Origin of the sequence: Arthrobacter sp. 8AJ (assembly GCF_902506025.1) — a bacterium.
GTDB lineage: Bacteria > Actinomycetota > Actinomycetes > Actinomycetales > Micrococcaceae > Arthrobacter.
In genome coordinates this window covers 152563-173618 of the sequence record NZ_LR733289.1, presented here as the reverse complement: position 1 = coordinate 173618, position 21056 = coordinate 152563, and the positions used below count along the sequence as shown (strand labels likewise).

Genomic DNA, 21056 nt, shown 5'->3' with positions numbered 1-21056 from the left:
GGCGGGTTATTTGTTGCTGGCGCGGATGGCGTCCGCCACGCTTTCGAGATGGACGCGCATGGCCTCGGCGGCGGCGTCGGCGTCATGGGCGCAGACGGCATCGATGACGGCAAGGTGCTGCGGGAGCGAGACGGCCGGGCGCCCCGGCTGGCGCGCCAGGCGGAACTGGAAGCGGACCGCCTGTCCGCGCAGCCGCTGGATGGTTGCCGCGGCGGTCTTTTGCCCGCTCATGGCAATGATCTTTTCGTGCATCGCCTGGTTGCCTTCCGAGTAGGACTCGCGGTCTCCGCGGTCCACGGCGCCCTTCATCCGGGCTGCCAGTTCCTGCAGTTCGGCGATGTCGCTGTCCGTGGCCCGTTCGGCGGCCTTGCGGGCACAAAGGGCTTCCAGGGCTGCGCGCACCTCAGTGATCTCAACGGCCTCGTCCACGGAGACGGCGCGCACCCTGGCGCCCCGGTTCTGGACGCGTTCCACGAGGCCTTCAACGCTCAGCTCCGAGAGCGCCACCCTGATGTTTCCCCGGCTGGCTCCATACTCGGCGGCGAGGTCGCCTTCCACCAGGCGCTGGTTGGGGACCAGTTCGCCGCTGACGATGGCGGTGCGCAGCAGCTCCGCGAGTTCGGCGGCGGTGAGGGTCCGGCCCGTTCCGTCCACGGTCTCCACAGCCCACCATCTCCCTGTTCAGCCGGTTGCCAATTTTGCTGACAATTTTCCGGATTCAGCGTACTCCAGACCCGGCCGCCCGGACCCCGGGCTGACCATTGATTGTTAGCTATATTGCTGACAACATTTGCTTGTGCGGTTATCGAGTTAGCACGGCGTCGTTCTGCAGGCGCCCCTGCCAGGAGCATGCGCGATGATTATTGACATCCACGGCCACTACACCACGGCCCCCGCCGCCCTGGGGGAGTGGCGCGAGCGCCAGGTGGCAGCACTGCAGGATGCCTCGCCGCCGCCATCCCGTGCGGATGTGAAGATCTCCGACGACGACCTGCGGGCGAGCATCGAGGCGAACCAGCTCCGGCTCATGGACGAGCGCGGCATCGACCTCACCGTCTTCTCACCCCGGGCATCCTTCATGGCCCACCACATCGGATCCTTTGAAACTTCCGCCGAGTGGGCTGCCATCTGCAACGAACTCTGCTACCGGGTCAGCCGGCTCTATCCGGAGCGGTTTGTCCCGGCCGCGATGCTTCCGCAGTCCCCCGGCGTTGACCCGGCCACCTGCCTCCCTGAACTGACCCGCTGCGTGGAGGATTACGGGGCCGTGGCCCTGAACCTGAACCCGGACCCGTCCGGCGGCCACTGGACTGCCCCGCCCCTGACGGACCGGTACTGGTACCCGGTCTACGAGAAGATGGTGGAGTACGGCATCCCCGCCATGGTCCACGTCAGCACCAGCGTCAATCCCGCCTTCCACACGACCGGGGCGCATTACCTCAACGCGGACACCACAGCGTTCATGCAGCTCATCCAGGGCGACCTGTTCGCGGACTTCCCCACCCTGAAACTCGTCATCCCCCACGGCGGCGGCGCAGTGCCGTACCACTGGGGACGTTTCCGCGGCCTTGCCATGGCACTGGGAAAGCCCGCACTGGAAGAACACCTCCTGCAGAACGTCTTTTTCGACACCTGCGTCTACCACCAGCCCGGAATCGACCTGCTGCTGGAAGTCATCCCGACGCAGAACATCCTCTTCGCCTCCGAGATGATCGGCGCGGTCCGGGACATCGACCCGTGGACCGGCCACCACTTCGACGACACGGCACGCTACATCGACGACGCCGGCCTTGACGAGGCCGAACTGGGCGCCATCCAGGAACACAACGCACGCAACGTTTATCCACGCCTTGACGCCCTGCTCACGCAGCAGGGCCGGTGACATGCCTTCGGAGGGAACAATGATGCAGGAACTCGGCGTGGTCCACACCAATATCACCCGCGCCGGGGAAGACGCCGTCAAGGCCCTCTCCGCGTTCGGCGTCAGCACTGTGCATGAGGCCATGGGCCGCCTGGGGCTCATGCGGCCCTACATCCGCCCCGTCTACCCCGGCGCCACCCTGTGCGGCACCGCTGTCACCGTCCTGCTCCAGCCCGGCGACAACTGGATGCTGCACGTTGCAGCCGAACAGCTCCGGCCCGGAGACGTGGTGGTGGCAGGGTGCACCACGGAATGCGAGGACGGCTTCTTCGGCGAATTGCTGGCAACGTCGCTCCGGGCACAGGGCGCAGCCGGCCTGGTCATCGACGGCGGCTGCCGCGATGTCGCAGCACTCCAGGCCATGGACTTCCCCGTTTTCAGCCGCGCCATCAATTCCAAAGGCACTGTCAAGGCAACGCTCGGTTCCGTAAACGTCCCGGTGGTCTGCGCCAACGCACTGGTCACCCCCGGGGACGTGGTGATTGCCGACGTCGACGGCGTGGTGGTGGTGCCCGCCGCCCGCGCCGCCGAAGTAGCGGCAGCCGCCAGGAAACGCGAAGAGAACGAAGAAGCCAAGCGCGGGCGCTTCGCAGCAGGAGAGCTCGGCCTGGACATCTACAACATGCGCGGACCGCTTGAAGCGGCGGGGCTGCGGTACGTGGATTAAACGGCGCGGACGGCAGGGCCGCCGTAATCGAGTGCGATGCGCCGCGCGGCCTCCGTCAGCTGCGGAAGGACCGTTGCCTCGATATCCCGGGCCGCTGCCCGGTGTGTCTGCAGGGACACATTTGCCGCGGCAACAACCTCATTTCCGCGGCGGACCGGGACGGCCACACCGCGCAGGCCCTCTTCGAGTTCCTGGGAGACCATGGACCAGCCCCTGGTCCGCGCCGCTTCCACCTCTGCCCTGAGGTCCTCCACGCTGCCGATTGAGCGGTCGGTAAAACGGCGCAGCTGGACCGACCGGAGGTACTCCTCCAGCTGTGGACCAGGCAGTCCGGCAAGCAGGACGCGGCCCATGGAGGTTGCCCACGCCGGGAAGCGGGTCCCGACGGTGATGGAAACGCTGAGCAGCCCCGGAGACGGCACGCAGGCCACGTAGACCACGTCGCCGCCGTCGAGGATGCACAGGGCTGTTGTTTCATTGAGCTCCGCCGCCAGGTCCCTGAGATGGGGCTCGGCCACCCTGGGCAAGGTCAGGCCCGCAAGATAGGAACGGCCGACGTCCAGGGACCGGGCCGTGAGTTCGAAGGCCGGCCCCTCGGCGCGGATGTACCCAAGGTCCGCCAGGGTCAGCAGGAAGCGGCGGGCGGAGGCGCGGGTCATGTCCGTCCGGGCAGCAACCTGCGACACGGTCAGCCGGGGCTGGTCCGGAGTGAAAGCGAGCAGGACGTCGAATGCCTTCTCAACCGACTTCACGAAGTAGGCTGCCTGCTCCTCCATTGACGTTGCTGTTCCTCTCTGAACGGTTGGCATGCCTGCGCCGGCCTGCCGGCCTGCGGTGCCTGTTCGATCTTATCGTCCGGCGCGTCCGCCTTTCAGTGCTTTTCCCGGAGCTCTCCCAGGGTCTGCTCCAGCAGGTGGCAGGCCCGCCCGTCCAGGCCGAGGAGGGGCATCATGGCCACGGCTTGCTCACGGAGGTGGTCCCACCCATCGATGCACCGGACCCCCAGCTCCATGGCCCGCTCCACGCTGGCAGTGGCATGGCCGGCGTAGACGTAGTCGTAGAGCACAGCATCGGGGGCCAGCCGGGCTCCGCCCCAGACCGGACCGTCGGTGGCCTTTTTCCCGACAGGAGTCGCATTGACAATCAGGGACGCCCCGGGCGCCAGGTCCTGCGCCTCCTGCCAGGTGACGGCCCGGGCCTCGATGCCGAAGCCGTTGGCGAGGTCCAGCAGCTCCTCCGACGCGTGGGGATCGCGGTCCGCAATGGACACTCTTCCTACCGTGTCCTTCAGCGCGACCAAGGCCGCCCGGGCTGCTCCCCCGGCACCCAGCAACAGCGCGTGCCGCTGGTACCGGCCCTCCAGCAGGACGCCCACGGCGGTAACGTCCGTGTTGTGCCCCGCCAGCCGGCGGTCCTGCCGTACCAGCAGGTTGCAGGCACCACTGAGCTGGACGGGCCCGGTGGCTTCATCAGCGGTTTCCGCCGCCCAGTGCTTGTGCGGCATGGTCACGTTGGCCGCCACGATGTCCGGTTCCAGGAGCCTGCGCCGGACGGCGCCAAGATCGGCGTCCGGCGCCACGTCCCAGGCCTCATAGGTCCATCCGCTGCCGAGTTCCTGCAGGACCGGATTCCACAGGCCGGGGGACATGGCCTGTGAGGCGGCGGAACCGATCAGGACCAGCCGGGATGCGTGCCCGCGTCGTTCGGCCATGATGCACCTTTCCTTTTGCCGTTGTGATTGGCGTCACGGCCTAGTATCCTCTTTCTAGGCGCATTCCGCACACCTGTTCGCATTGCGTACAAATAATGACAGATCCCCACCTTCAGCGTGGAAGGGAACCCCACCATGACCCACATCGCAGCAGGAGCCCAGGCGCAGTCAACGCCTGAAGCACAACGCCAGCTCAAGCGCGCCCGGAAAGCCGCGCTGGCTGCCTTCCTTGGCGGCGCCCTGGAGTACTACGACTTCTTCATCTATGCCACCGCCGCGTCGCTTGTGTTCTCGAAGATCTTCTTCCCGGCCGGCGATCCCACGGTGGCCCTCATCGCCTCCTTCGCGACGTTCGGCGTCGCCTACGTCGCACGGCCCTTCGGAGCTGTGGTGTTCGGTCATCTCGGTGACAAGATCGGCCGCAAGAACACCCTGGTGCTCACCCTGGTGCTCATGGGCAGTGCCACTTTCCTGATCGGCGCCCTGCCCGATTTCAACGCAGCCGGCTACTGGGCCCCGGCACTGCTGGTGGTGCTGCGCCTGATGCAGGGCCTGTCCGCCGGCGCGGAAACCGCAGGTGCTTCCGCGCTGTCCACGGAGGAAGCACCCGAAGGCCGCCGCGGCTTCTTCGCCAGCTTCGCCATGAGCGGCATCTCCGCCGGCATCGTCCTCGCGTCCCTGGCCTTCCTGCCCGTGGCCGCCATGAGCGAGGCGGACCGCCTCGCCTGGGGCTGGCGGATCCCGTTCTGGCTCTCCCTGGTGGTCCTGATCGTCGCCTACCTGGTCCGCCGCTCGCTGGAGGAGCCGGAGGTCTTTGAGGAAAAGCACGACCACGGGGAACTGGTGAAGCTCCCCTTCGCCAAGATGTTCCAGACGCACCCGGCCCAGTTCTTCCAGGTGGCGCTGATGTCCTTCGAGACCGTCACCAACACGTTCATGCAGTCCTTCGGCCTGGCCTATGCGGTGTCGGTGGGCGTCCCCGCCTCCACCATGCTCTGGGTCAGCATCCTGGGCAACGTGCTGGCGATCGCCAGCCAGCCCCTGATGGCACGCTGGTCCGACAGCTTTGGCCGGCGCCCCATCTTCATCAGCGGCGTGCTCGGTTCCGGCGCCATGATCTTTGTCTACTTCTGGGTGATCTCCACCGGAAACATCCCCATGATCTTCCTGACCAGCACGCTGATCACCGCCGGCACCTACTCCATGTCCAACGCCATCTACCCGGCCTGGTTCTCCGAGCTCTTCAACGTCAAGGTCCGGTACTCCGGCATGGCAATCGGACTCCAGGTCGGCATCCTGTGCGCCGGCTTCACCCCGCTGCTCGGCACCGCCCTGGTGGGTGCGGACAAGGCGAACTGGGGACCGGCAGCCTGGATCGTGGCAGGTTCCTCGATCCTCGCGGTGGCGGGCGCCTGGTGGGCGCGCGAAACTGCAAAGACCCCGCTCCGCGAGCTGGGCAACCACGTAAAGTAACGGCCTTCGCAGCCACACCGCTTAACTGAAGAGGACGACGGCGGGAAGCACCCGCCGTCGTCCTCTTCAGTTAAGCTCCGGATAAAGTCAGCCGCGGGCAGTGAGGTCCGCGGAGATGAGCTTGGCCGTGGCCACGATCTCCTGCGCCACCGAAGCCAGGTACGCTTGCGGATCCGGCTTGGCCTCCACGGACTGGGCCTGCAGCGAAACGTTCACCGCCGCCACCACCTTGGCCCCGTCATAGACCGGGGCGGCCACGGACATGAGGCCAAGCTCCAGCTCCTGGTCCAGGAGGCACCAGCCCTGCGCCCGGACGGTGTCCAGCACCTTCAGCAGTTCCGGGACGGTGCCCAGGGCGCGGGGCGTCAGCGGCTTGATTTCGGCCGCCGCCAGGTACGCCTTAAAGTCGGCCGGCGGCAGGTAGGCAAGCAGCACCCGGCCCATCGACGTCGCATACGCCGGGAACCGGGTACCCACCGTTATGCCGACGGTCATGATCCGGCGGCTGGTCACCCGCGCGATGTAGGCGATATCCGTGCCGTCCAGCACGGCCGCGGACGTGGATTCGCCCAGTTTGAGGGACAGCTCCTCCAGGTGCGGCTGCGCCAGCTGCGGCAGCGACAGCCCCGAAAGGTAGGCGTAGCCCAGCTGGAGGACCTTGGCCGTGAGCGCGAACGTCTTGCCGTCGGTGCGTACGTAGCCGAGCTCCACCAGGGTGTGCAGGAAACGGCGGGCCGTGGCCCGGGTCAGGTTGGTACGCGAGGCCACCTCGGTGAGCGTCATGACCGGGCGCTCGGCGTCGAAGGCGCGGATCACGGCCAGGCCCCGGGCCAACGACTGGACGTACTGGTCGCTGGCCTGCGGGGCGGCCTGGGTATCTGTGCCTGCGGCGTCAATCATGGTTACCAATCCTAGGTGCGGTGACGGGCGCAGGCTCATCCGGCGGCGGGCGTGGCCTTGAGCGGGACGGGTACCAGGTCCTGGAGTTCCTCGAGGGTGCAGCCGAAGGTTTCACGGACGGTGACGCCGTCCGGGCCGGTGAGGAAGACGGCCTTGTCAGTGTAGACGCGGGTTACGCAGCCCACACCGGTGAGCGGGTAGGTGCAGGACTCCACGATCTTTGATGCGCCGTCGCGGGTCAGGAGGGTCATCATGACGAAAACGTCCTTGGCGCCGGTGGCGAGGTCCATGGCACCGCCGACGGCGGGGATGGCGCCGGGTGCGCCGGTGTGCCAGTTTGCCAGGTCACCGGTGATGGAGACCTGGAAGGCGCCCAGGACGCAGATGTCCAGATGGCCGCCGCGCATCATCGCAAACGAATCGGCATGGTGGAAGTACGAGGCGCCCGGGAGTTCGGTGACGGGGATCTTGCCGGCGTTGATCAGGTCATCGTCGATTTCGTCGCCCTTGGCTTCGGGGCCCATGCCGAGCATCCCGTTCTCCGTGTGCAGGGTGATGTTCTGGTCCTCGGTGAGGTAGTTGGACACCAGGGTTGGCTGGCCGATCCCCAGGTTCACGAAGGACCCGGACGCGATGTCCCTGGCCACGAGCCGGGCGAGCTCGTCCCGGCCCAGGGGGGTGGCAGAGGTCTGGAGGGTCGTTGCAGTGGTCATCTCAAGCCACCTTTCCTGCTGAGGCTGACACGGGGACCCGGACAACCGTGTTGACGTAAATGCCCGGCGTGACCACGTTCTCCGGGTCCAGCGCCCCGGTGGGGACGATCTCGGAAACCTGGACGATGGCTTGCTTGGCGGCCGCCGCCATGATGGGGCCGAAGTTCCGGGCGGTCTTGCGGTAGACGAGGTTGCCCTTTCCGTCGGCCTTGAGGGCTTTGATGAGGGCGACGTCGGCGTGGATGGGGGTCTCGAACACCTGGCCGCGGCCGTCGATGATGCGGGTTTCCTTGCCCTCGGCGAGCATGGTGCCGTAGCCGGTGGGGGTGAAGAACCCGCCGATGCCGGCGCCGGCGGCGCGGATCCGCTCGGCCAGGTTGCCCTGCGGCACCAGTTCGAGTTCGATTTCGCCGGCCTTGTACTTGGCGTCGAAATGCCAGGAATCGGACTGCCGCGGGAAGGAGCAGATCATCTTCTTCACCCGGCCTTCCTTGATCAGCAGGGCCAGGCCCTGGTCTCCCTGGCCGGCGTTGTTGTTCACCACGGTCAGGTCAGTGGCGCCGCAGTCCAGCAGCGCGTCGATCAGTTCGAACGGCTGGCCGGCGTTGCCGAACCCGCCGATCATCACGGTGGAGCCGTCCTTGATGCCGGCGACGGCGTCCTGGACCGAATCTACGAAGGTCAGCATTACTGGTCCTTTCCCGTGTTGGTTCCGGCGGCGGTCACGTTTTCGAGCACGACGGCCAGGCCCTGCCCCACGCCGATGCAGATGGCAGCGACACCCCAGCGTTCGCCGGAGGCCTGCAGGGACCGGGCCAGGGTGCCCAGGATCCGGGTCCCGGAAGCACCCAGCGGGTGCCCCATGGCAATCGCCCCGCCGTGCCGGTTCACGATCGAGTGGTCGACGCCCCAGGCGTTGATGCAGGCCAGGGACTGCGCGGCGAACGCTTCGTTAAGTTCGACAGCGCCCACCTGCTCCCAGCCGATGCCCGCCTTTTCGAGGGCCTTGTTCGCGGCCTCGACGGGGGCGTAGCCGAAGTACTGGGGATCGTTGGCGTGCGCGCCACGCCCGGCGATACGCGCCAGCGGGTCCAGCCCCAGCAGCCCCGCGGCCGCCTCGGACCCGATCCAGGCCGCGGAGGCGCCGTCGGACAACGGGGACGCGTTCCCCGCGGTGACCGTGCCGTTCTCCGCCCGGAACACGGTCTTGAGCCCGGCGAGCTTCTCCGCCGAAGAACCCGCCCGGATGCCCTCGTCGCGCACCAGGTCCGTGCCCGGGACCGGGGCGACCAGGTTGTCGTAGAAGCCCTCGTCCCAGGCGGCTGCGGACAGGTTGTGCGAGGCGGCGGCGAACTCATCCTGCGCCTCCCGGGTCACGCCGTACTTCTCGCGGAGCCGCTCGGTGGCCTCGCCCAGGGAAATGGTCCACTCCTTGGGCATGGCCTTGTTCACCAGGCGCCAGCCCAGCGTGGTGGACGCCAGGGTCATGTCACCGGCCGGGTACGGCTTCTCCGTCTTCGGCAGCACCCAGGGCGCGCGGGACATCGACTCGGCGCCACCGACGAGCATCAGGTCGGCGTCGCCCGCGTTGATCTGGCGGGAGGCGATGATGGCGGCATCCAGGGAGGAACCGCAGAGCCGGTTCACCGTGGTGCCCGGGATGGAAACCGGGAGCCCGGCCAGCAGCGTGCCCATCCGGGCGATGTTGCGGTTCTCCTCACCCGCCCCGTTCGCGTTGCCGAACACCACCTCATCAATCCGCTCAACATCAAGTCCCGGCGCCCGCTTGACGGATTCCTTGATCACGTGCGCGGCAAGGTCGTCCGGACGGACGGCGGCGAGGCCGGAGCCGAACTTTCCAAAGGGGGTGCGCACAGCGTCGTACACAAAAGCCTGGTTCATCGGGTGGTGTCCATTTCTCGAAAGACCTGTTGGGCGGTCTTGAAGGCGGTGTTGGCGGAGGGGACTCCGCAGTAGATGGCGGTCTGCAGCAGGATTTCCTTGATCTCATCCCTGCTGAGGCCGTTCCGGAGGGCGGCGCGGATGTGCATGGCCAGCTCCTCCCAGTGGCCGTGCGCCACCATGGCGGTGATGGTGACCGCGGAGCGCATCTGGCGGGTCAGGCCGGGCCGGGTCCAGATTCCGCCCCAGGCAATGCGGGTGATCATGTCCTGGAAGTCGTCGGTGAATTCGTCCTTGTTGGCGTTGGCCCGGTCCACGTGCGCGTCGCCCAGCACCTCGCGCCTGACCACCATGCCGCCGTCGTAGATTTCCTGGCTGGTGGCGCCGGGCTGGACCACGCCGTGGCGCTGCGCCCCGTCGTGTTCAGCGCCGCTCACTGGGCGGCCTGCCGTGATTCGGCCCAGCTGGCCAGGCTGCGCATCAGGTCCGCAACGTGTGCCGGAGCTTCGGCGGGTGCCAGGTGGGAGATGCCCTCCACGGTCACCGCCGTCGCGGTTCCGCCCCCGGCGGTGATTCCCGCTGCCACTTCCTCGGCCATGGCGGGCGTGGCGACGCCGTCCAGGGACCCGGCGATGACCTGGGTGGGGACGGTGATGCTGCCCAGCTCCTGCCGGACGTCGAATGCGGCCAGCGCCTCGCAGCAGAAGGCATAGCTGAACCGGTCGGCGTCGCGCAGGGCGTGCAGCAGGCGGCTGCTGAAATCGGGTTCCCGGTCCATGAAGCCCGGCGCGAACCAGCGCTCCGCGGACCCCTGGATCATGACCGGCGTGCCCTGGGTGCGGACGGTCTCGGCGCGCTCCAGCCACCCTTCGGGGGTGCCGATCTTGGCGCCGCTGTTCTGCACGGAAAGGCTCTTCAGCCGTTCCCCGTGCTTGATGCCCAGCTCAAGGCCGACGGCGCCGCCCAGGGAGACTCCTGCGCAGTGGAAGTTTTCACCGGGGGCGATGGAGTCCACCAGGTCCACGACGGCGTCAGCGAGCGCGGCGACGTCGAACGCTTCGGTGGCGGCGGGTGAGACGCCGTGGCCGGGAAGGTCCCAGGCCACCACGTCGTAGTCGTTGCCGAGCAGGGACGCCACCCTGTTCCACAGGATCGACGAGGTGCCCAGGGAGGGCCCCACCACCATCAAGGGGTGGTCGCCCAGGGGACGTTGCGGGGACAGCAGTGCTGCTTTCAAGGCCGGCTTAGCCACGGGAGGCTCCATTCGCGTCGGTGGTAGGGGAAGTGAATTCGGGAAAGGCGGCCAGGACGCGGCGGGCGATCTCCGCCGCCTGGCCCAGGTAGCTGGCGGGGTCCAGGAGCTCCTCCAGCCGGGCGTCAGGGACGACGGCGGCGGGGACGGCGTCCCGGAACAGCTTGCGGTAGGTGGCGGCTTGCTCCGGAGGGGGCGCCTGCAGCGTCTGGTCCACCACGTCCTGCAGCTGCTGCTTGCCGCTGCGGCCGTCCCTTTCCTCAAGCAGGGGGGCCACCGCGGCGCTGACGCCCTCAGCCAGCAGCAGCGGGCCGCACAGGTCAAGGTTGCGGCGCATGGCGTCCTGGAAAACCTGCAGCCCCCCGGCGAGTTCGCGGATGTGGCCAGCGGCGCCGAGGGCCAGGGCCAGCAGCTGGCGCAGGGCCGCCCATTCGGTGTGCCAGGCGCCGTCCGGGCGTTCGTCGTTGAAGTTGGCGGCAGCCACATGCAGCTGGGCGGCCAGCTGCGGTGCCTGCAGCGCGGCGCTGCGGACCAGGACGGACAGCACCGGGTTCTGCTTCTGCGGCATGGCGGAGGAGACGCCGCGCCCGGCCGCCCGCGGCTCGGCGACTTCAGCCACCTCGGGCCGGCTCAGGAACAGGACGTCGGCGGCGATCTTGCCGAAGGCGTCCAGCACGGATGCCAGCGCATGGCCCAGGGATGTGATGGCCAGGCGGTTGGTATGCCAGGGAGCCGCGGCCGGGGCCAGGCCCAGCTGGGCCGCCAGGGCGTCGGCCAGGGTAAACGGCGTGGCCTGGGAGCCATCCGTCAGCACGGTTCCGGCAGCGAGGGTCCCCGCCGCCCCGCCGAACTGGACCGGGAACTCCAGGTTTTCCAGTTGCCGCCCCGCGGCGGCCACGCCCTGGAACCATTGCGCGGCCCGCAGCCCGAAGGTGTAAGGCAGCGAATGCTGTGTCAGGCTCCTGCCCACGCACAGCGTGCCCGCATGCTGCCCGGCAAGGTCCGCGAGCGCCGTCGTGGTGCCTTTCAGGTCCGCCAGCACCGCGTGGACGGTGTTGCGGGCCAGCAGCATCAGGGCAGTGTCCAGCACGTCCTGGCTGGTCAGGGAGGTGTGCACGGCCTTCGCGGCACCAACTTGGGCGGCATCGAGGGCTGCCACGTTCTTCCGAAGGTCCGCCAGCAGCGGGATCACCGGGTTGCCGCCGCCCTGGGCGTGCAGCGCAATACCGGCCAGGTCGTAGCGCCCCGCCTCGGCGGCGGAGGCGACGACGGCGGCCGAACCGGCGGGTGCCAGCCCGGCCCGTTGCAGCACGGCGGCCCAGCCGGCTTCGACGGCGAGGATGGCCGCCAGCACTGCCCGGTCCCCCGTCAGCGCCGCCACCAACGGCGACGCTGAGACGGGGGTGAGCAGGCCGGTGTCGGCCTCTTCCGCGAAGGCGCGCAGGTCTCCCAAAGCGGCGGCGTGGGTCACTGGAAGTCCAGGAAGACCGTCTCGCCCTCACCCTGGAGGCGGATGTCCCAGGTGAGGCCGCCGTCGGGGTCGCGGCGGGCGATGAGCGTCTCGCGGCGCTCCGGCTCCAGCGAGCTCAGCAGCGGGTCATTGGCCAGTGCCTCGGTGTCCTCCGGCAGGTAGATGCGGGTGAACAGCCGGTTGGTCAGGCCGCGGGCGAAGAGTGCCACGGAAATGAACGGGGCCGCACCCGGCTTGGTGGGGCCGGGGTTGACGGTGGTGAAGGTGAAGACGCCGGAGTTGCCCACGGCGCCGCGGCCCCAGCCGGTGAAGGTGTAGCCGTCCCGGACCAGGGAACCGGTGCGCTGGACAACCTTGCCGTCCGCGTCGGGCTGCCAGATCTCCAGGATGGCGTCCGGGATGGTGTGGCCGGCGCCGTCGTAGACGGTGCCCTGCAGGCGGATGGAGCCCGGGAAGCCGGGGGGCAGGAGTTCGTTGTCCTTCTCGAACGGGAGCGCGTAGCCGTAGAACGGGCCCACGGTCTGGCCGGGGGTGGGTACCAGTTTGGTGCTCATCTTTCCTACTCCTCGTCGCCTGCGGCGCCAAGCGCCTCGTTTTCGGTCCAGGTCCGCTTCGGGCCGGTCAGGACGATGTCCCAGTTGTAGCCCAGGGCCCATTCGGGTTCGGTGATGCTGTGGTCATAGGTGGCAACCAGCCGGTCGCGGGCGTCCTGGTCCACGATGGTCTGGTAGATCGGGTCCAGCGGGAACAGCTGGTCGCCAGGGAAGTACATCTGGGTGATGATCCGCTGGGTGAACTCGGTGCCGAACAGCGAGAAGTGGATGTGCGCCGGCCGCCACGCGTTCAGGTGGTTCTTCCACGGGTAGGCGCCGGGCTTGATGGTGATGAACCGGTACGAGCCGTCCGGGCCGGTGATGCAGCGGCCGATGCCCGTGAAGTTGGGGTCGATGGGCGCGGGGTGCTGGTCACGCTTGTGGATGTAGCGGCCGGAGGAGTTGGCCTGCCAGATTTCCACGAGCTGTCCCGCCACCGGGCGGCCGTCGCCGTCCAGGACCTTGCCGGAGACGATGATCCGTTCGCCCAGCGGTTCGCCGTTGTGCTGGATGGTGAGGTCCGATTCCAGGGCGTGCACGTCCTGGTGCCCGAACGCCGGCGAGTACAGCTCGATGGTTTCCGGGTCCGCGTGCTGCAGGCTCTTGGTGGGGTGGCGCAGGATGCTGCTGCGGTACGGCGGGTAGTCCAGGCGCGGCTGGATCTCCGGCTGGCCGCCGTCCTTGAGGGCGCGCCGGTAAGCCTCGCCGATGGCGCTGATCTCTGCGCTGAGGTCCGCCTGCGACTCGATGGCCTTGTCCAGGGGCTGGTGGGCAGCCTTGGGTTCGGCCGGGGGCACGAGCTCCTCCGACTCCAGCTCGGCGTTGATGTCTTCCTTCACGGCTGGCTCCTTTCTGATCTGTTGGGTTTGTTGCGTCTGGGTACTGGGTGGTGCGGGTTTAGGTGGTGCGGTGCAGCGAGTCGTACTGGACGGCATGCCGCACCGGGGCGTTCGGGGCGCCGTAGCCGTCGTAGCCGCCGCGGCGTTCGACCATTTCGAAGAACACGCTGCCCACGGTGGCGGTGTAGAAGTGCAGGAACTCGCCCTCGGCATCCCGGTCGAACAGCAGGTTGAGTTCCTGCAGCGTGGCCAGGAATCCCGGTTCCAGGTCGAACCGCGCGTCCAGGTCCTCGTAGTAATTGGCCGGGATCTGCAGGAATTCCAGGCCGCGGTCCCGGGCGGCCCGGGCGGTGGCCACCAAGTCCTCCACGGCGAAGGCGATGTGTTCCTGATAGGTCTTGCGGGCCTGGTTCCGTGCCTGCTGGATGGGTGCCAGGTTGAGCACGAGCCGCACGGCGCCGTCGGAGGTCTGCATGACCTGGGACCGGACCAGGCCGTTGGGGCTGGGCACCTCGGCGAACGGCTGGGGCTCCAGGGCCAGGGCGCTGGTGTAGAAGAGGACAGCCTCGTCAAAGTGCTGCCACGGCTGGGCCAGGTTGACGTGGTCGATGACCGCCCTGGCTCCTGCCGACGGGTGTTCCAGCCCTTCCCCGAATTCGTGCGTCCACGCCGCGGTTCCGTCCGGGCTGCCCTGGCAGAGGAAGATCTCGGTGGAGTCCGGCGCGGCGATGCCCTGGAACACTTCCTCGTCCGCCTGGACCTTGCGGGCCACCACGGGGGCCTTGAGCTGCTGGGCGCGGGCGGAGGCGATCACGGGGGAATCAACGTCGAACCCCAGCGCGGCAATGGCCGGTTCCGCATGCTGCGCGGCCTGCTCGTTGATGATGACCCGGGCCTGCCCCATGGTCCACAGCTGGACGTCCTTGGTGCGGTGGCGGCCTTCGAACTGGAACCCGAGCTGGCCCAGGAGCTTCTCCAGCTGGGCGGTATCGTCCGCCTTGACCTCGGCAAAGTTGAAGCCGGCAGGTTCGTTGACCTTGGGCAGCGTGGCAAGTTCCATGGGATAACGACGGCGGAGCGCGGCTGCGTTGCCGGGCGCGGCTTCGGTGCCGGCGAGCCATTTGGCACTTTGCTCCTCCAGCCAGATCAGGGACCGCATGGCATCCACCGCGGTGCGCTCGACGTCCGACTGGCGGAAGACGTCGTTGAAGACCTCCAGCGACACGGGTCCGGTGTAGCCGGCGCGGACCACGTGGCCCATGAACTTGGCCAGCTCGAACTGCCCCTCGCCCGGGAAGACGCGGTAATGGCGGCTCCAGGACAGGACGTCCATGGAGAGCTTGGGGGCGTCCGCCACCTGGACGAAGAAGATCTTGTCCGGGTTGATGTCCTCGATCGGCGCCGTGTCCCAGTCGCGGGACAGGATGTGGAAGGAGTCCAGGCAGGTTCCCAGGTTGGGGTGGTCCACCATCTCCACCAGGCGGTAGGCGTGCTCGTAGTCGTTGACGTACTTGCCCCAGGCCAGGGCCTCATAGGCCACCTTGACGCCGTGGTCCCCCGCCAGGTTTGCGAGCTGTGCCAGTTGTTCGGCGCGGACGGCGTCGTCGTCAATGGTGGCGGTGGCAACGTTGGAGCACACCAGGATGGTGTCCATGCCCAGGCGGGCCATGAGCTTGAACTTGGCCTCGGCGCGGCGGAGGTTGGCCTTCAGCAGGTCCGGGGTGACGCCGTCGAAGTCGCGGAAGGGCTGGTACAGGTCCAGGCCGAGCCCCAGGTCCGCTGCCATCTTCCGCACGTCTTCGGGGCTGAGCGGTGAGGTGACCAGGTCCTGCTCGAAGATTTCGATGCCGTCAAAGCCGGCGATGGCGCAGGCCTGCATCTTTTCCTTCAGGGTGCCGGAGAGGCAGACCGTGGCGATTCCTGTGCGCATCAGGCGGCCACCTCCTCGGCGGCCACGAGCTCCAGGAAGTGCGAGCGCATGCGCTCCGGGTCGGCGTCCAGGCCGGTGAAGATCCGGAACGCGTCGGCGGCCTGGCCCACTGCCATCCTGCCGCCATCCAGGACCTCACAGCCCTTGGCGCGGGCGCCGCGGACCAGTTCGGTGTCGATCGGGCGGTAGACGATGTCCGCCACCCAGTGCCGGGGCTCGAGCAGGTCAAGGTCCAGCGGGACGCCGGGGTGGGCTGCCATTCCAACGGGAGTGCAGTGCACCAGGCCATCGGCCAGCGGCATCAGCTGCGGCAGCTCCGCCGTGGTGCGGGCCGTGACGGTGCTGTCCGGGAAAAAGCCCTGCAGCTCGGCAGCCCGTGCGGTGGCCCTGGCGGGGTCCATGTCCACCAGGTCCAGGGATTTAACGCCTGCGCTGAGCAGGGCATAGGCGACGGCGGACCCGGCACCGCCCGCGCCGAGCTGCACCACGCGGTCCAGCCGGGCGCCTGGAAGGCCGGAGGCGAGGGCGGCGGCGAAGCCGGAGAAGTCGGTGTTGTGGCCGATGAAGCGGCCGTCCCGGATGACCACGGTGTTGACGGCACCGAGGCGGCGCGCGTCCGGGCTGACCTCATCCAGGTGCTGCAGGACCAGCTGCTTGCAGGGATGGGTGATGTTCAGGCCGTTGAAGCCCAGGATGCGGGCACTGTCCAGGATGGCGCCCACCGATTCCCCGGTCAGCCCCAGTTCCAGCAGGTCGATGGGACGGTACAGGTAGCGCAGGCCCTGCACGTCACCTTCCCGTTCGTGCATGGGCGGCGTGAGCGATGGCGTAACGCCATCACCAACCAGCCCTACAAGGTAGGACTCAGTTCGATTGCTCATGCGTGCAGCTCCTTTGGTACGGCACCGGGCAGGCGCGGAACTCGGCCGCGCTGCGGGGTGATAGGGATTACGGTACAACAAATGTTCACTTATCGCACTATTGTTCTTCATGCGAACACGGTGTCGCCCCGGGGACGGTTGCTGGCCCCTTGGTGCTATCGCTGCGGCAGCCTGGCCGCCAGTTCGGCGGCGGCTTCCTGGAGCAGGGGAACGTGCGCCACCAGCCCCTCAAGGTCCAGCCGGAAGACCGGCACGGCAGTTGCCAGCGAGGCGAAGGCGTGCCCCTGGTCGTTGAGCAGCGGCACGGCCACGGCACGCATCCCCGCCTCGTTCTCCTCGTCCATGACGGCGTAACCCTGCCGGCGGACCTTTTCGATCTCAGCCCGGAAAGCGCGGCGGTCCGTCACGGACTTGTCAGTCAGCGCCTCCAGCGGGAGCTCCGCCAGTAGCTTCTCCCGTTCCGCATCCTCGGCAAAAGCCACCAGGGCCTTGCCCACGGCGGTGGTCGAGAGCGAGCCGAGGTGGCCGGGGTCACTGGTCACGCGGAAGGTCTGCGGCCCGTCCACCTTGCTGACGGTCAGGTGGTGCAGGCCGTCGCGGACGCTGAGGATGGTGGCCTCGCCGGTCTGCTCGGTGACACGGCGGAGAATGGGCATGGCCGTACCCGCGAAGCCATGGTGGTTGGAGACGCGCTGCCCCAGCTGGAAGATCCGCAGGCCCAGGTGGTAGCGGCGGCCGTCCGGCTCGTAGTCGACAAAGCCGTCGCGGGTCAGGGAGCCCAGCAGGCGGTAGGTGGTACTGAAGGGAAGTTCGGCGCGGCGGGAAATTTCTGCGGCACTGGCACCGCGGGGTTCATCACCCAGGAGGACCAGCAGCCCCAGGGCCTTGCCCACCATGTCCGTGCGGTCGGCGGGACGGGCGCCCACTTTGCCTTCCGGCGGCATGGCATTCACGGGCTCTCCGGCGCGGGCGGCGGCAGCGGATTCTTCATTGACCGCTGTGGTTTGGTTCACACTCATGCATTCGATGTTGCCACAATGTGAGAGCTATTTCTAGATGGTGATTATTTTCTTGACAGGTGACTGCCCTCACAGTCATAGTTTCTGTATCGCAAAAGTAGCTCCCACCATGTGGCTACAACTGCCGGGTCTTTGCACCGGACTCCAGCCGCATCCCCCGCCCGCACCAAGGCATCGGCGGCTGCGACCCCCCAGATCCATCCGCGACAATGTCGTCACACCAAAGGAACACCATGAGCAAGACACTTCCGTCCGCAGGGGCGGGTGCCCTCACCTCCGCCGGGACACCCAAGAAGGCCGCCCTCGCCAGCTTCCTGGGCAGCGCCGTCGAATACTATGACTTCTTCATCTTCGGCTCGGCCGCAGCACTGATCTTCCCCACGGTCTTCTTCCCCAACGCCGATGCCAACGCCGCCATCATGTCCTTCGCAACCTTCGGGTTCGCGTACGTGGCACGTCCCATCGGCGCCATCATCCTGGGCCACTTCGGCGACCGGGTGGGCCGGCAGAAAGTCCTGATGTTCACCCTGGTGCTCATGGGTGCTTCCACCTTCGTCATCGGCTGCCTGCCCGACTTCCGTACGGTCGGCTGGTGGGCTCCGGCGCTGCTGGTGCTGGCCCGCCTCTGCCAGGGCCTCTCCGCGGCAGGCGAGCAGGCCGGCGCCTCCTCCATGACCCTGGAGCATGCCCCGGACAACCGCCGCTCCTTCTTCACCTCCTGGACCCTCACCGGCACCCAGGGCGGCCAGATCCTCGCAGCCCTGGTGTTCATCCCCGTCCTGGCCCTGCCGGACGAGATCAAGTTCGGCATCGGCTGGCGCATCCCGTTCTGGCTGAGCGCCGCGGTGGTTGTGGTGGCGTTCCTCATCCGCCGCACCCTGCACGAGCCGCCCGCCTTCGAGGAAGCCCGGAAGAACGCACAGATCGCCAAGCTGCCCGTGGCAGACCTGCTCAAGGGCCACTGGCGCGACGTGCTCCGCGTGATCTGCTGCGCCTTCATCGCCGCCGTCTCCACCGTCTTCGGCACCCTGGCCATCAGCTACGCCAAGACCGTTGCCGGCGTGGACGGCACCACCACCCTGTGGCTGGTGGTTGCCGCCAACATCGTGGCCCTGGGCACCCAGCCGCTCTTCGGAATGCTGGCCGACAAGATCGGCCGCAAGCCCGTCTTTATCTACGGCGCCCTGGCCAGCGCGGTCCTCACCCCCGTCTTCCTGCTGAGCCTGGAGTCCCACAGCGTCCCGCTGATGTTCCTGGCCGCCATCGGCTACTTCTCGTGCGGCTACGCGGCGGCCAACGCCGTCTGGCCTTCCTTCTACGCCGAAATGTTCAGCACCAAGGTCCGGTTCTCCGGCCTGGCCATCGGAACCCAGCTGGGCTTCCTGATGGCAGGGTTCGCGCCCGCCATCGTGGCTGCCATGGGCGGCATCAAGCCCGGCGGCTGGGTCCAGATCAGCATCTTCACTGCCATCATCTGCGCGGTGGCCGCTGTCTCGGCCCTGACCGCAAAGGAATCCTTCCGGACCCCCACCAAGCAGCTCGGCCTGAAGTAGGCCGTCCGCCGCGTACAGACTGGCCCGGTTTTCAGGCCCTAAAGCCCGCCATTCCCCCACATGGCGGGCTCTCCGGCGTTAAAACTGGGCCAGTCCGTTAAGACTGGGCCAGTCTCCGGCTACCGCCCTGTCTCCAGCACCGAGGCGAGGTCGAAGTTCACCGGCTCCTCCAGCTGCGCGTAGGTGCAGGATTCCGGGTCCCGGTCCGGCCGCCAGCGGCTGAACTGGGCAGTGTGGCGGAACCGGTCACCCTCCATGTGGTCGTAGCGGACCTCCACCACCAGTTCGGGCCGGAGCGGAACGAAGGACAGGTCCTTGCCGGCGCTCCAGCGGCTCCCCTCCGCGTTCCGCGGGGTCCGCTCGCCTTCTTCCTGCTTGGCCCAGGCCCAGGGGTGGTTGTCGAAATCGGTCACCAGCGGCTGGAGTTCCTGGAACAGCTCCTGCCGCCGCTTCATCGGGAAGGCGCCGATGACTCCCACGCTGGCCAGGCCGCCGTCGTCCTTGTACAGCCCAAGCAGCAGCGAGCCGATGGTGTCCGGCCCGCTCTTGTGCAGGCGGTAGCCGGCCACCACGCAGTCCGCGGTGCGCTCGTGCTTGACCTTGAACATCACCCGCTTGTCGGGTTCGTACCGGCCGTCCAGCCGCTTGGCCACGATGCCGTCCAGCCCGGCCCCCTCGAACTGCTCGAACCAGTGCCCGGCCGTGTCCTTGTCCGTGGTGGCCGCGGTGAGGTGCACTGGTGCCTTGCTCGTGGCGAGCGCCTTCTCCAGCGCAGCGCGCCGCTCAGCAAAGGGCCTGCCGGTGTAGTCCTCATCGCCGAGGGCCAGGAGGTCAAAGGCCACAAAGCTTGCCGGGGTTTGTTCCGCCAGGAGCTTCACGCGGCTGGCGGCAGGGTGGATGCGCTGCTGCAGGGTGTCGAAGTCGAGCCTGTCCCCGGACGCCCCCACGAGGATGATCTCGCCGTCCACCACGCAGCGCGGGGGCAGGTTCTCCTTGAGCGCGGCCACGAGTTCCGGGAAGTACCGCGTCATGGGTTTTTCGTTGCGGCTGCCGATCTCCAGGTCATCGCCGTCACGGAAAATGATCGACCGGAAGCCGTCCCACTTGGGTTCGTAGCTGAGGTCCCCGCCGCCGGGAATACCGTCGATGCCGCTGACGGCCTTGGCAAGCATGGGCGGGACGGGCGGCATCACGGGAAGTTCCATGTGCCCATTCTTGCCCGGCCGGTGGCCCGGGCGGTAGGGCGGCGCGCCCGCTTCAGGCCGCCAGCAGCCACACGACCAGCACCAGCACCGGCGCAGCGGCGGCCGTGGAGAGCAGGATGGTTTCGCGCGCCACGGCCACGCCCCGCCCATACTTGCTGGCGAACAGGAACACGTTCTGGGCCGAGGGCAACGCTGCCATGAGGACCACGCCCAGGAGCATGTGGTGGTCCAGGTTGAACAGGAAACGTCCGACGACGAACGCCACCGCCGGCATCACAGCGGACTTCAGTGCCGTGGCAGTGAGGATTTCGGCCGTGTGGCCGCCGCTCCGGAGCATCCTGGTTCCGCGCAGCGACATGCCGAAAGCCAGCAGCACCACCGGGACAGCAGCACCGCCCAGCAGGGTGAGCGGCGCCATCACCGGGGCGGGCAACTCCACGTGGAACGCCGCCAGGACCACACCCAGGAGCGAGGCGATGATCATCGGGTTGCGGAAGGGCTGCGTGAGCATCAGCCGGGGCGAGAACCGGCCGGCTTCGCTGAGGTCAAGAAGAGTCAGGACCAGCGGGGCGAACAGGAGGAGCTGGACCAGCAGGACCGGGGCCACCGGGGTTGCATCCCCCAGGGCATAGAGCGTGATGGGGATGCCGATGTTGTTGGCGTTGACGTAGGAGCCGGCCATGGCACCCACTGCGGTCTCAGCCAGGGGCCGCCGGAACCAGATCCGGCTGGCGGCCACGTATAACAGCGCGGTGGCCGTCGCCGTAATCATGGCTAGCGGAACGTAAGCGGAAAAGACCACGGACAGGTCCGATTTCAACACCACCGTGAACAGCAGGACCGGGTTGGTGATGAAGAAGGCCGTGCGGGTCAGTGCGTTGATGGTGGGTTCATCGCCCAGGCCGCAGCGCGCGGCAACGTATCCGGCGGCAATGACGACGCCGATCACCGCCAGTCCGATCAGCACACCGCCCACGTGGGGTACTTCCTTCCCGTTCCGCCGTGCACCACCGCAGGAAGGCAGTA

General features: G+C 67.8%; 21 protein-coding genes. 4 read left to right on the top strand and 17 right to left on the bottom strand.

Annotated features, from left to right (window positions below):
• Positions 1-6 precede the first annotated feature (6 nt).
• On the bottom strand, positions 7-663 hold the full coding sequence (locus BACI349Y_RS00800) for a GntR family transcriptional regulator (protein WP_159629591.1): 657 nt from the start codon (positions 661-663) through the stop codon (positions 7-9).
• Positions 664-856: 193 nt separating this feature from the next.
• Between BACI349Y_RS00800 and BACI349Y_RS00795 the strand changes: the two genes are divergently transcribed.
• Both BACI349Y_RS00795 and ligK read left to right on the top strand, forming a co-directional pair.
• Positions 857-1882, top strand: coding sequence for an amidohydrolase family protein (locus BACI349Y_RS00795; protein WP_159629589.1), 1026 nt, complete (start codon positions 857-859; stop codon positions 1880-1882).
• A 22-nt stretch (positions 1883-1904) separates the two neighbouring features.
• Positions 1905-2588, top strand: coding sequence for a 4-carboxy-4-hydroxy-2-oxoadipate aldolase/oxaloacetate decarboxylase (ligK, locus tag BACI349Y_RS00790; protein ID WP_159634988.1), 684 nt, complete (start codon positions 1905-1907; stop codon positions 2586-2588).
• Here the strand turns inward: ligK and BACI349Y_RS00785 are convergent.
• Together BACI349Y_RS00785 and BACI349Y_RS00780 are read right to left on the bottom strand one after the other, a co-directional pair.
• Positions 2585-3364, bottom strand: coding sequence for an IclR family transcriptional regulator domain-containing protein (locus tag BACI349Y_RS00785; RefSeq protein WP_159629588.1), 780 nt, complete (start codon positions 3362-3364; stop codon positions 2585-2587). The genes ligK and BACI349Y_RS00785 overlap by 4 nt on opposite strands.
• Before the next feature lie 95 nt (positions 3365-3459).
• Complete coding sequence (locus BACI349Y_RS00780; protein WP_159629586.1) at positions 3460-4299, bottom strand: shikimate dehydrogenase family protein; 840 nt, start codon at positions 4297-4299, stop codon at positions 3460-3462.
• Positions 4300-4434: 135 nt separating this feature from the next.
• On the opposite strand from BACI349Y_RS00780, the gene BACI349Y_RS00775 reads away from it, so the two are divergent.
• Complete coding sequence (locus tag BACI349Y_RS00775) at positions 4435-5772, top strand: MFS transporter (RefSeq protein WP_159629585.1); 1338 nt, start codon at positions 4435-4437, stop codon at positions 5770-5772.
• Between the two features lie 87 nt (positions 5773-5859).
• Here BACI349Y_RS00775 and BACI349Y_RS00770 read toward each other — a convergent pair whose 3' ends face one another.
• The 12 genes from BACI349Y_RS00770 to BACI349Y_RS00715 all read right to left on the bottom strand — a co-directional run bounded on the left by BACI349Y_RS00770 (position 5860) and on the right by BACI349Y_RS00715 (position 17272).
• Positions 5860-6672: an IclR family transcriptional regulator domain-containing protein gene (locus BACI349Y_RS00770; protein WP_159629584.1), complete on the bottom strand. Its 813-nt coding sequence runs from the start codon at positions 6670-6672 to the stop codon at positions 5860-5862.
• Between the two features lie 35 nt (positions 6673-6707).
• Positions 6708-7385 (bottom strand): 3-oxoacid CoA-transferase subunit B, encoded by a 678-nt coding sequence (locus BACI349Y_RS00765; RefSeq protein WP_159629583.1) that lies wholly within the window; start codon positions 7383-7385, stop codon positions 6708-6710.
• A 1-nt stretch (position 7386) separates the two neighbouring features.
• Positions 7387-8073 carry a 3-oxoacid CoA-transferase subunit A gene (locus tag BACI349Y_RS00760; protein ID WP_159629582.1) on the bottom strand — a complete coding sequence of 229 codons (687 nt, stop codon included), beginning with the start codon at positions 8071-8073 and terminating at the stop codon, positions 7387-7389.
• On the bottom strand, positions 8073-9287 hold the full coding sequence (locus BACI349Y_RS00755; protein ID WP_159629580.1) for a thiolase family protein: 1215 nt from the start codon (positions 9285-9287) through the stop codon (positions 8073-8075). The genes BACI349Y_RS00760 and BACI349Y_RS00755 overlap by 1 nt, the downstream gene beginning before the upstream one ends.
• Positions 9284-9724 carry a 4-carboxymuconolactone decarboxylase gene (gene pcaC, locus BACI349Y_RS00750; RefSeq protein ID WP_159629579.1) on the bottom strand — a complete coding sequence of 147 codons (441 nt, stop codon included), beginning with the start codon at positions 9722-9724 and terminating at the stop codon, positions 9284-9286. Before pcaC ends, BACI349Y_RS00755 begins: the two co-directional genes overlap by 4 nt.
• Entirely contained in the window at positions 9721-10539 is an 819-nt protein-coding gene (locus BACI349Y_RS00745) for an alpha/beta fold hydrolase (RefSeq protein ID WP_159629577.1), read from the bottom strand. Before BACI349Y_RS00745 ends, pcaC begins: the two co-directional genes overlap by 4 nt.
• Positions 10532-12010 carry a lyase family protein gene (locus tag BACI349Y_RS00740; RefSeq protein WP_159629575.1) on the bottom strand — a complete coding sequence of 493 codons (1479 nt, stop codon included), beginning with the start codon at positions 12008-12010 and terminating at the stop codon, positions 10532-10534. The genes BACI349Y_RS00745 and BACI349Y_RS00740 overlap by 8 nt, the downstream gene beginning before the upstream one ends.
• Entirely contained in the window at positions 12007-12564 is a 558-nt protein-coding gene (gene pcaG / locus BACI349Y_RS00735; RefSeq protein WP_159629573.1) for a protocatechuate 3,4-dioxygenase subunit alpha, read from the bottom strand. Before pcaG ends, BACI349Y_RS00740 begins: the two co-directional genes overlap by 4 nt.
• A 5-nt stretch (positions 12565-12569) precedes the next feature.
• Complete coding sequence (gene pcaH, locus BACI349Y_RS00730; protein WP_159629571.1) at positions 12570-13442, bottom strand: protocatechuate 3,4-dioxygenase subunit beta; 873 nt, start codon at positions 13440-13442, stop codon at positions 12570-12572.
• Between the two features lie 58 nt (positions 13443-13500).
• Complete coding sequence (locus BACI349Y_RS00725) at positions 13501-15372, bottom strand: bifunctional sugar phosphate isomerase/epimerase/4-hydroxyphenylpyruvate dioxygenase family protein (RefSeq protein WP_159629570.1); 1872 nt, start codon at positions 15370-15372, stop codon at positions 13501-13503.
• Positions 15372-16253: a shikimate dehydrogenase gene (locus BACI349Y_RS00720; RefSeq protein ID WP_159629568.1), complete on the bottom strand. Its 882-nt coding sequence runs from the start codon at positions 16251-16253 to the stop codon at positions 15372-15374. The genes BACI349Y_RS00725 and BACI349Y_RS00720 overlap by 1 nt, the downstream gene beginning before the upstream one ends.
• A gap of 155 nt (positions 16254-16408) precedes the next feature.
• Positions 16409-17272 carry an IclR family transcriptional regulator gene (locus BACI349Y_RS00715; RefSeq protein WP_201302370.1) on the bottom strand — a complete coding sequence of 288 codons (864 nt, stop codon included), beginning with the start codon at positions 17270-17272 and terminating at the stop codon, positions 16409-16411.
• A gap of 233 nt (positions 17273-17505) precedes the next feature.
• On the opposite strand from BACI349Y_RS00715, the gene BACI349Y_RS00710 reads away from it, so the two are divergent.
• The gene (locus BACI349Y_RS00710; protein ID WP_159629566.1) at positions 17506-18825 is read left to right on the top strand and encodes an MFS transporter; all 1320 of its coding nucleotides are present in this window, start codon (positions 17506-17508) and stop codon (positions 18823-18825) included.
• Between the two features lie 119 nt (positions 18826-18944).
• Here the strand turns inward: BACI349Y_RS00710 and BACI349Y_RS00705 are convergent, their stop codons facing one another.
• Together BACI349Y_RS00705 and BACI349Y_RS00700 are read right to left on the bottom strand one after the other, a co-directional pair.
• Complete coding sequence (locus tag BACI349Y_RS00705; RefSeq protein ID WP_159629564.1) at positions 18945-20030, bottom strand: ATP-dependent DNA ligase; 1086 nt, start codon at positions 20028-20030, stop codon at positions 18945-18947.
• 52 nt (positions 20031-20082) lie between these two features.
• A complete protein-coding gene (locus BACI349Y_RS00700; protein ID WP_159629562.1) occupies positions 20083-21006 on the bottom strand; it encodes an AEC family transporter in 924 nt (307 codons plus the stop codon).
• Positions 21007-21056 lie beyond the last annotated feature (50 nt).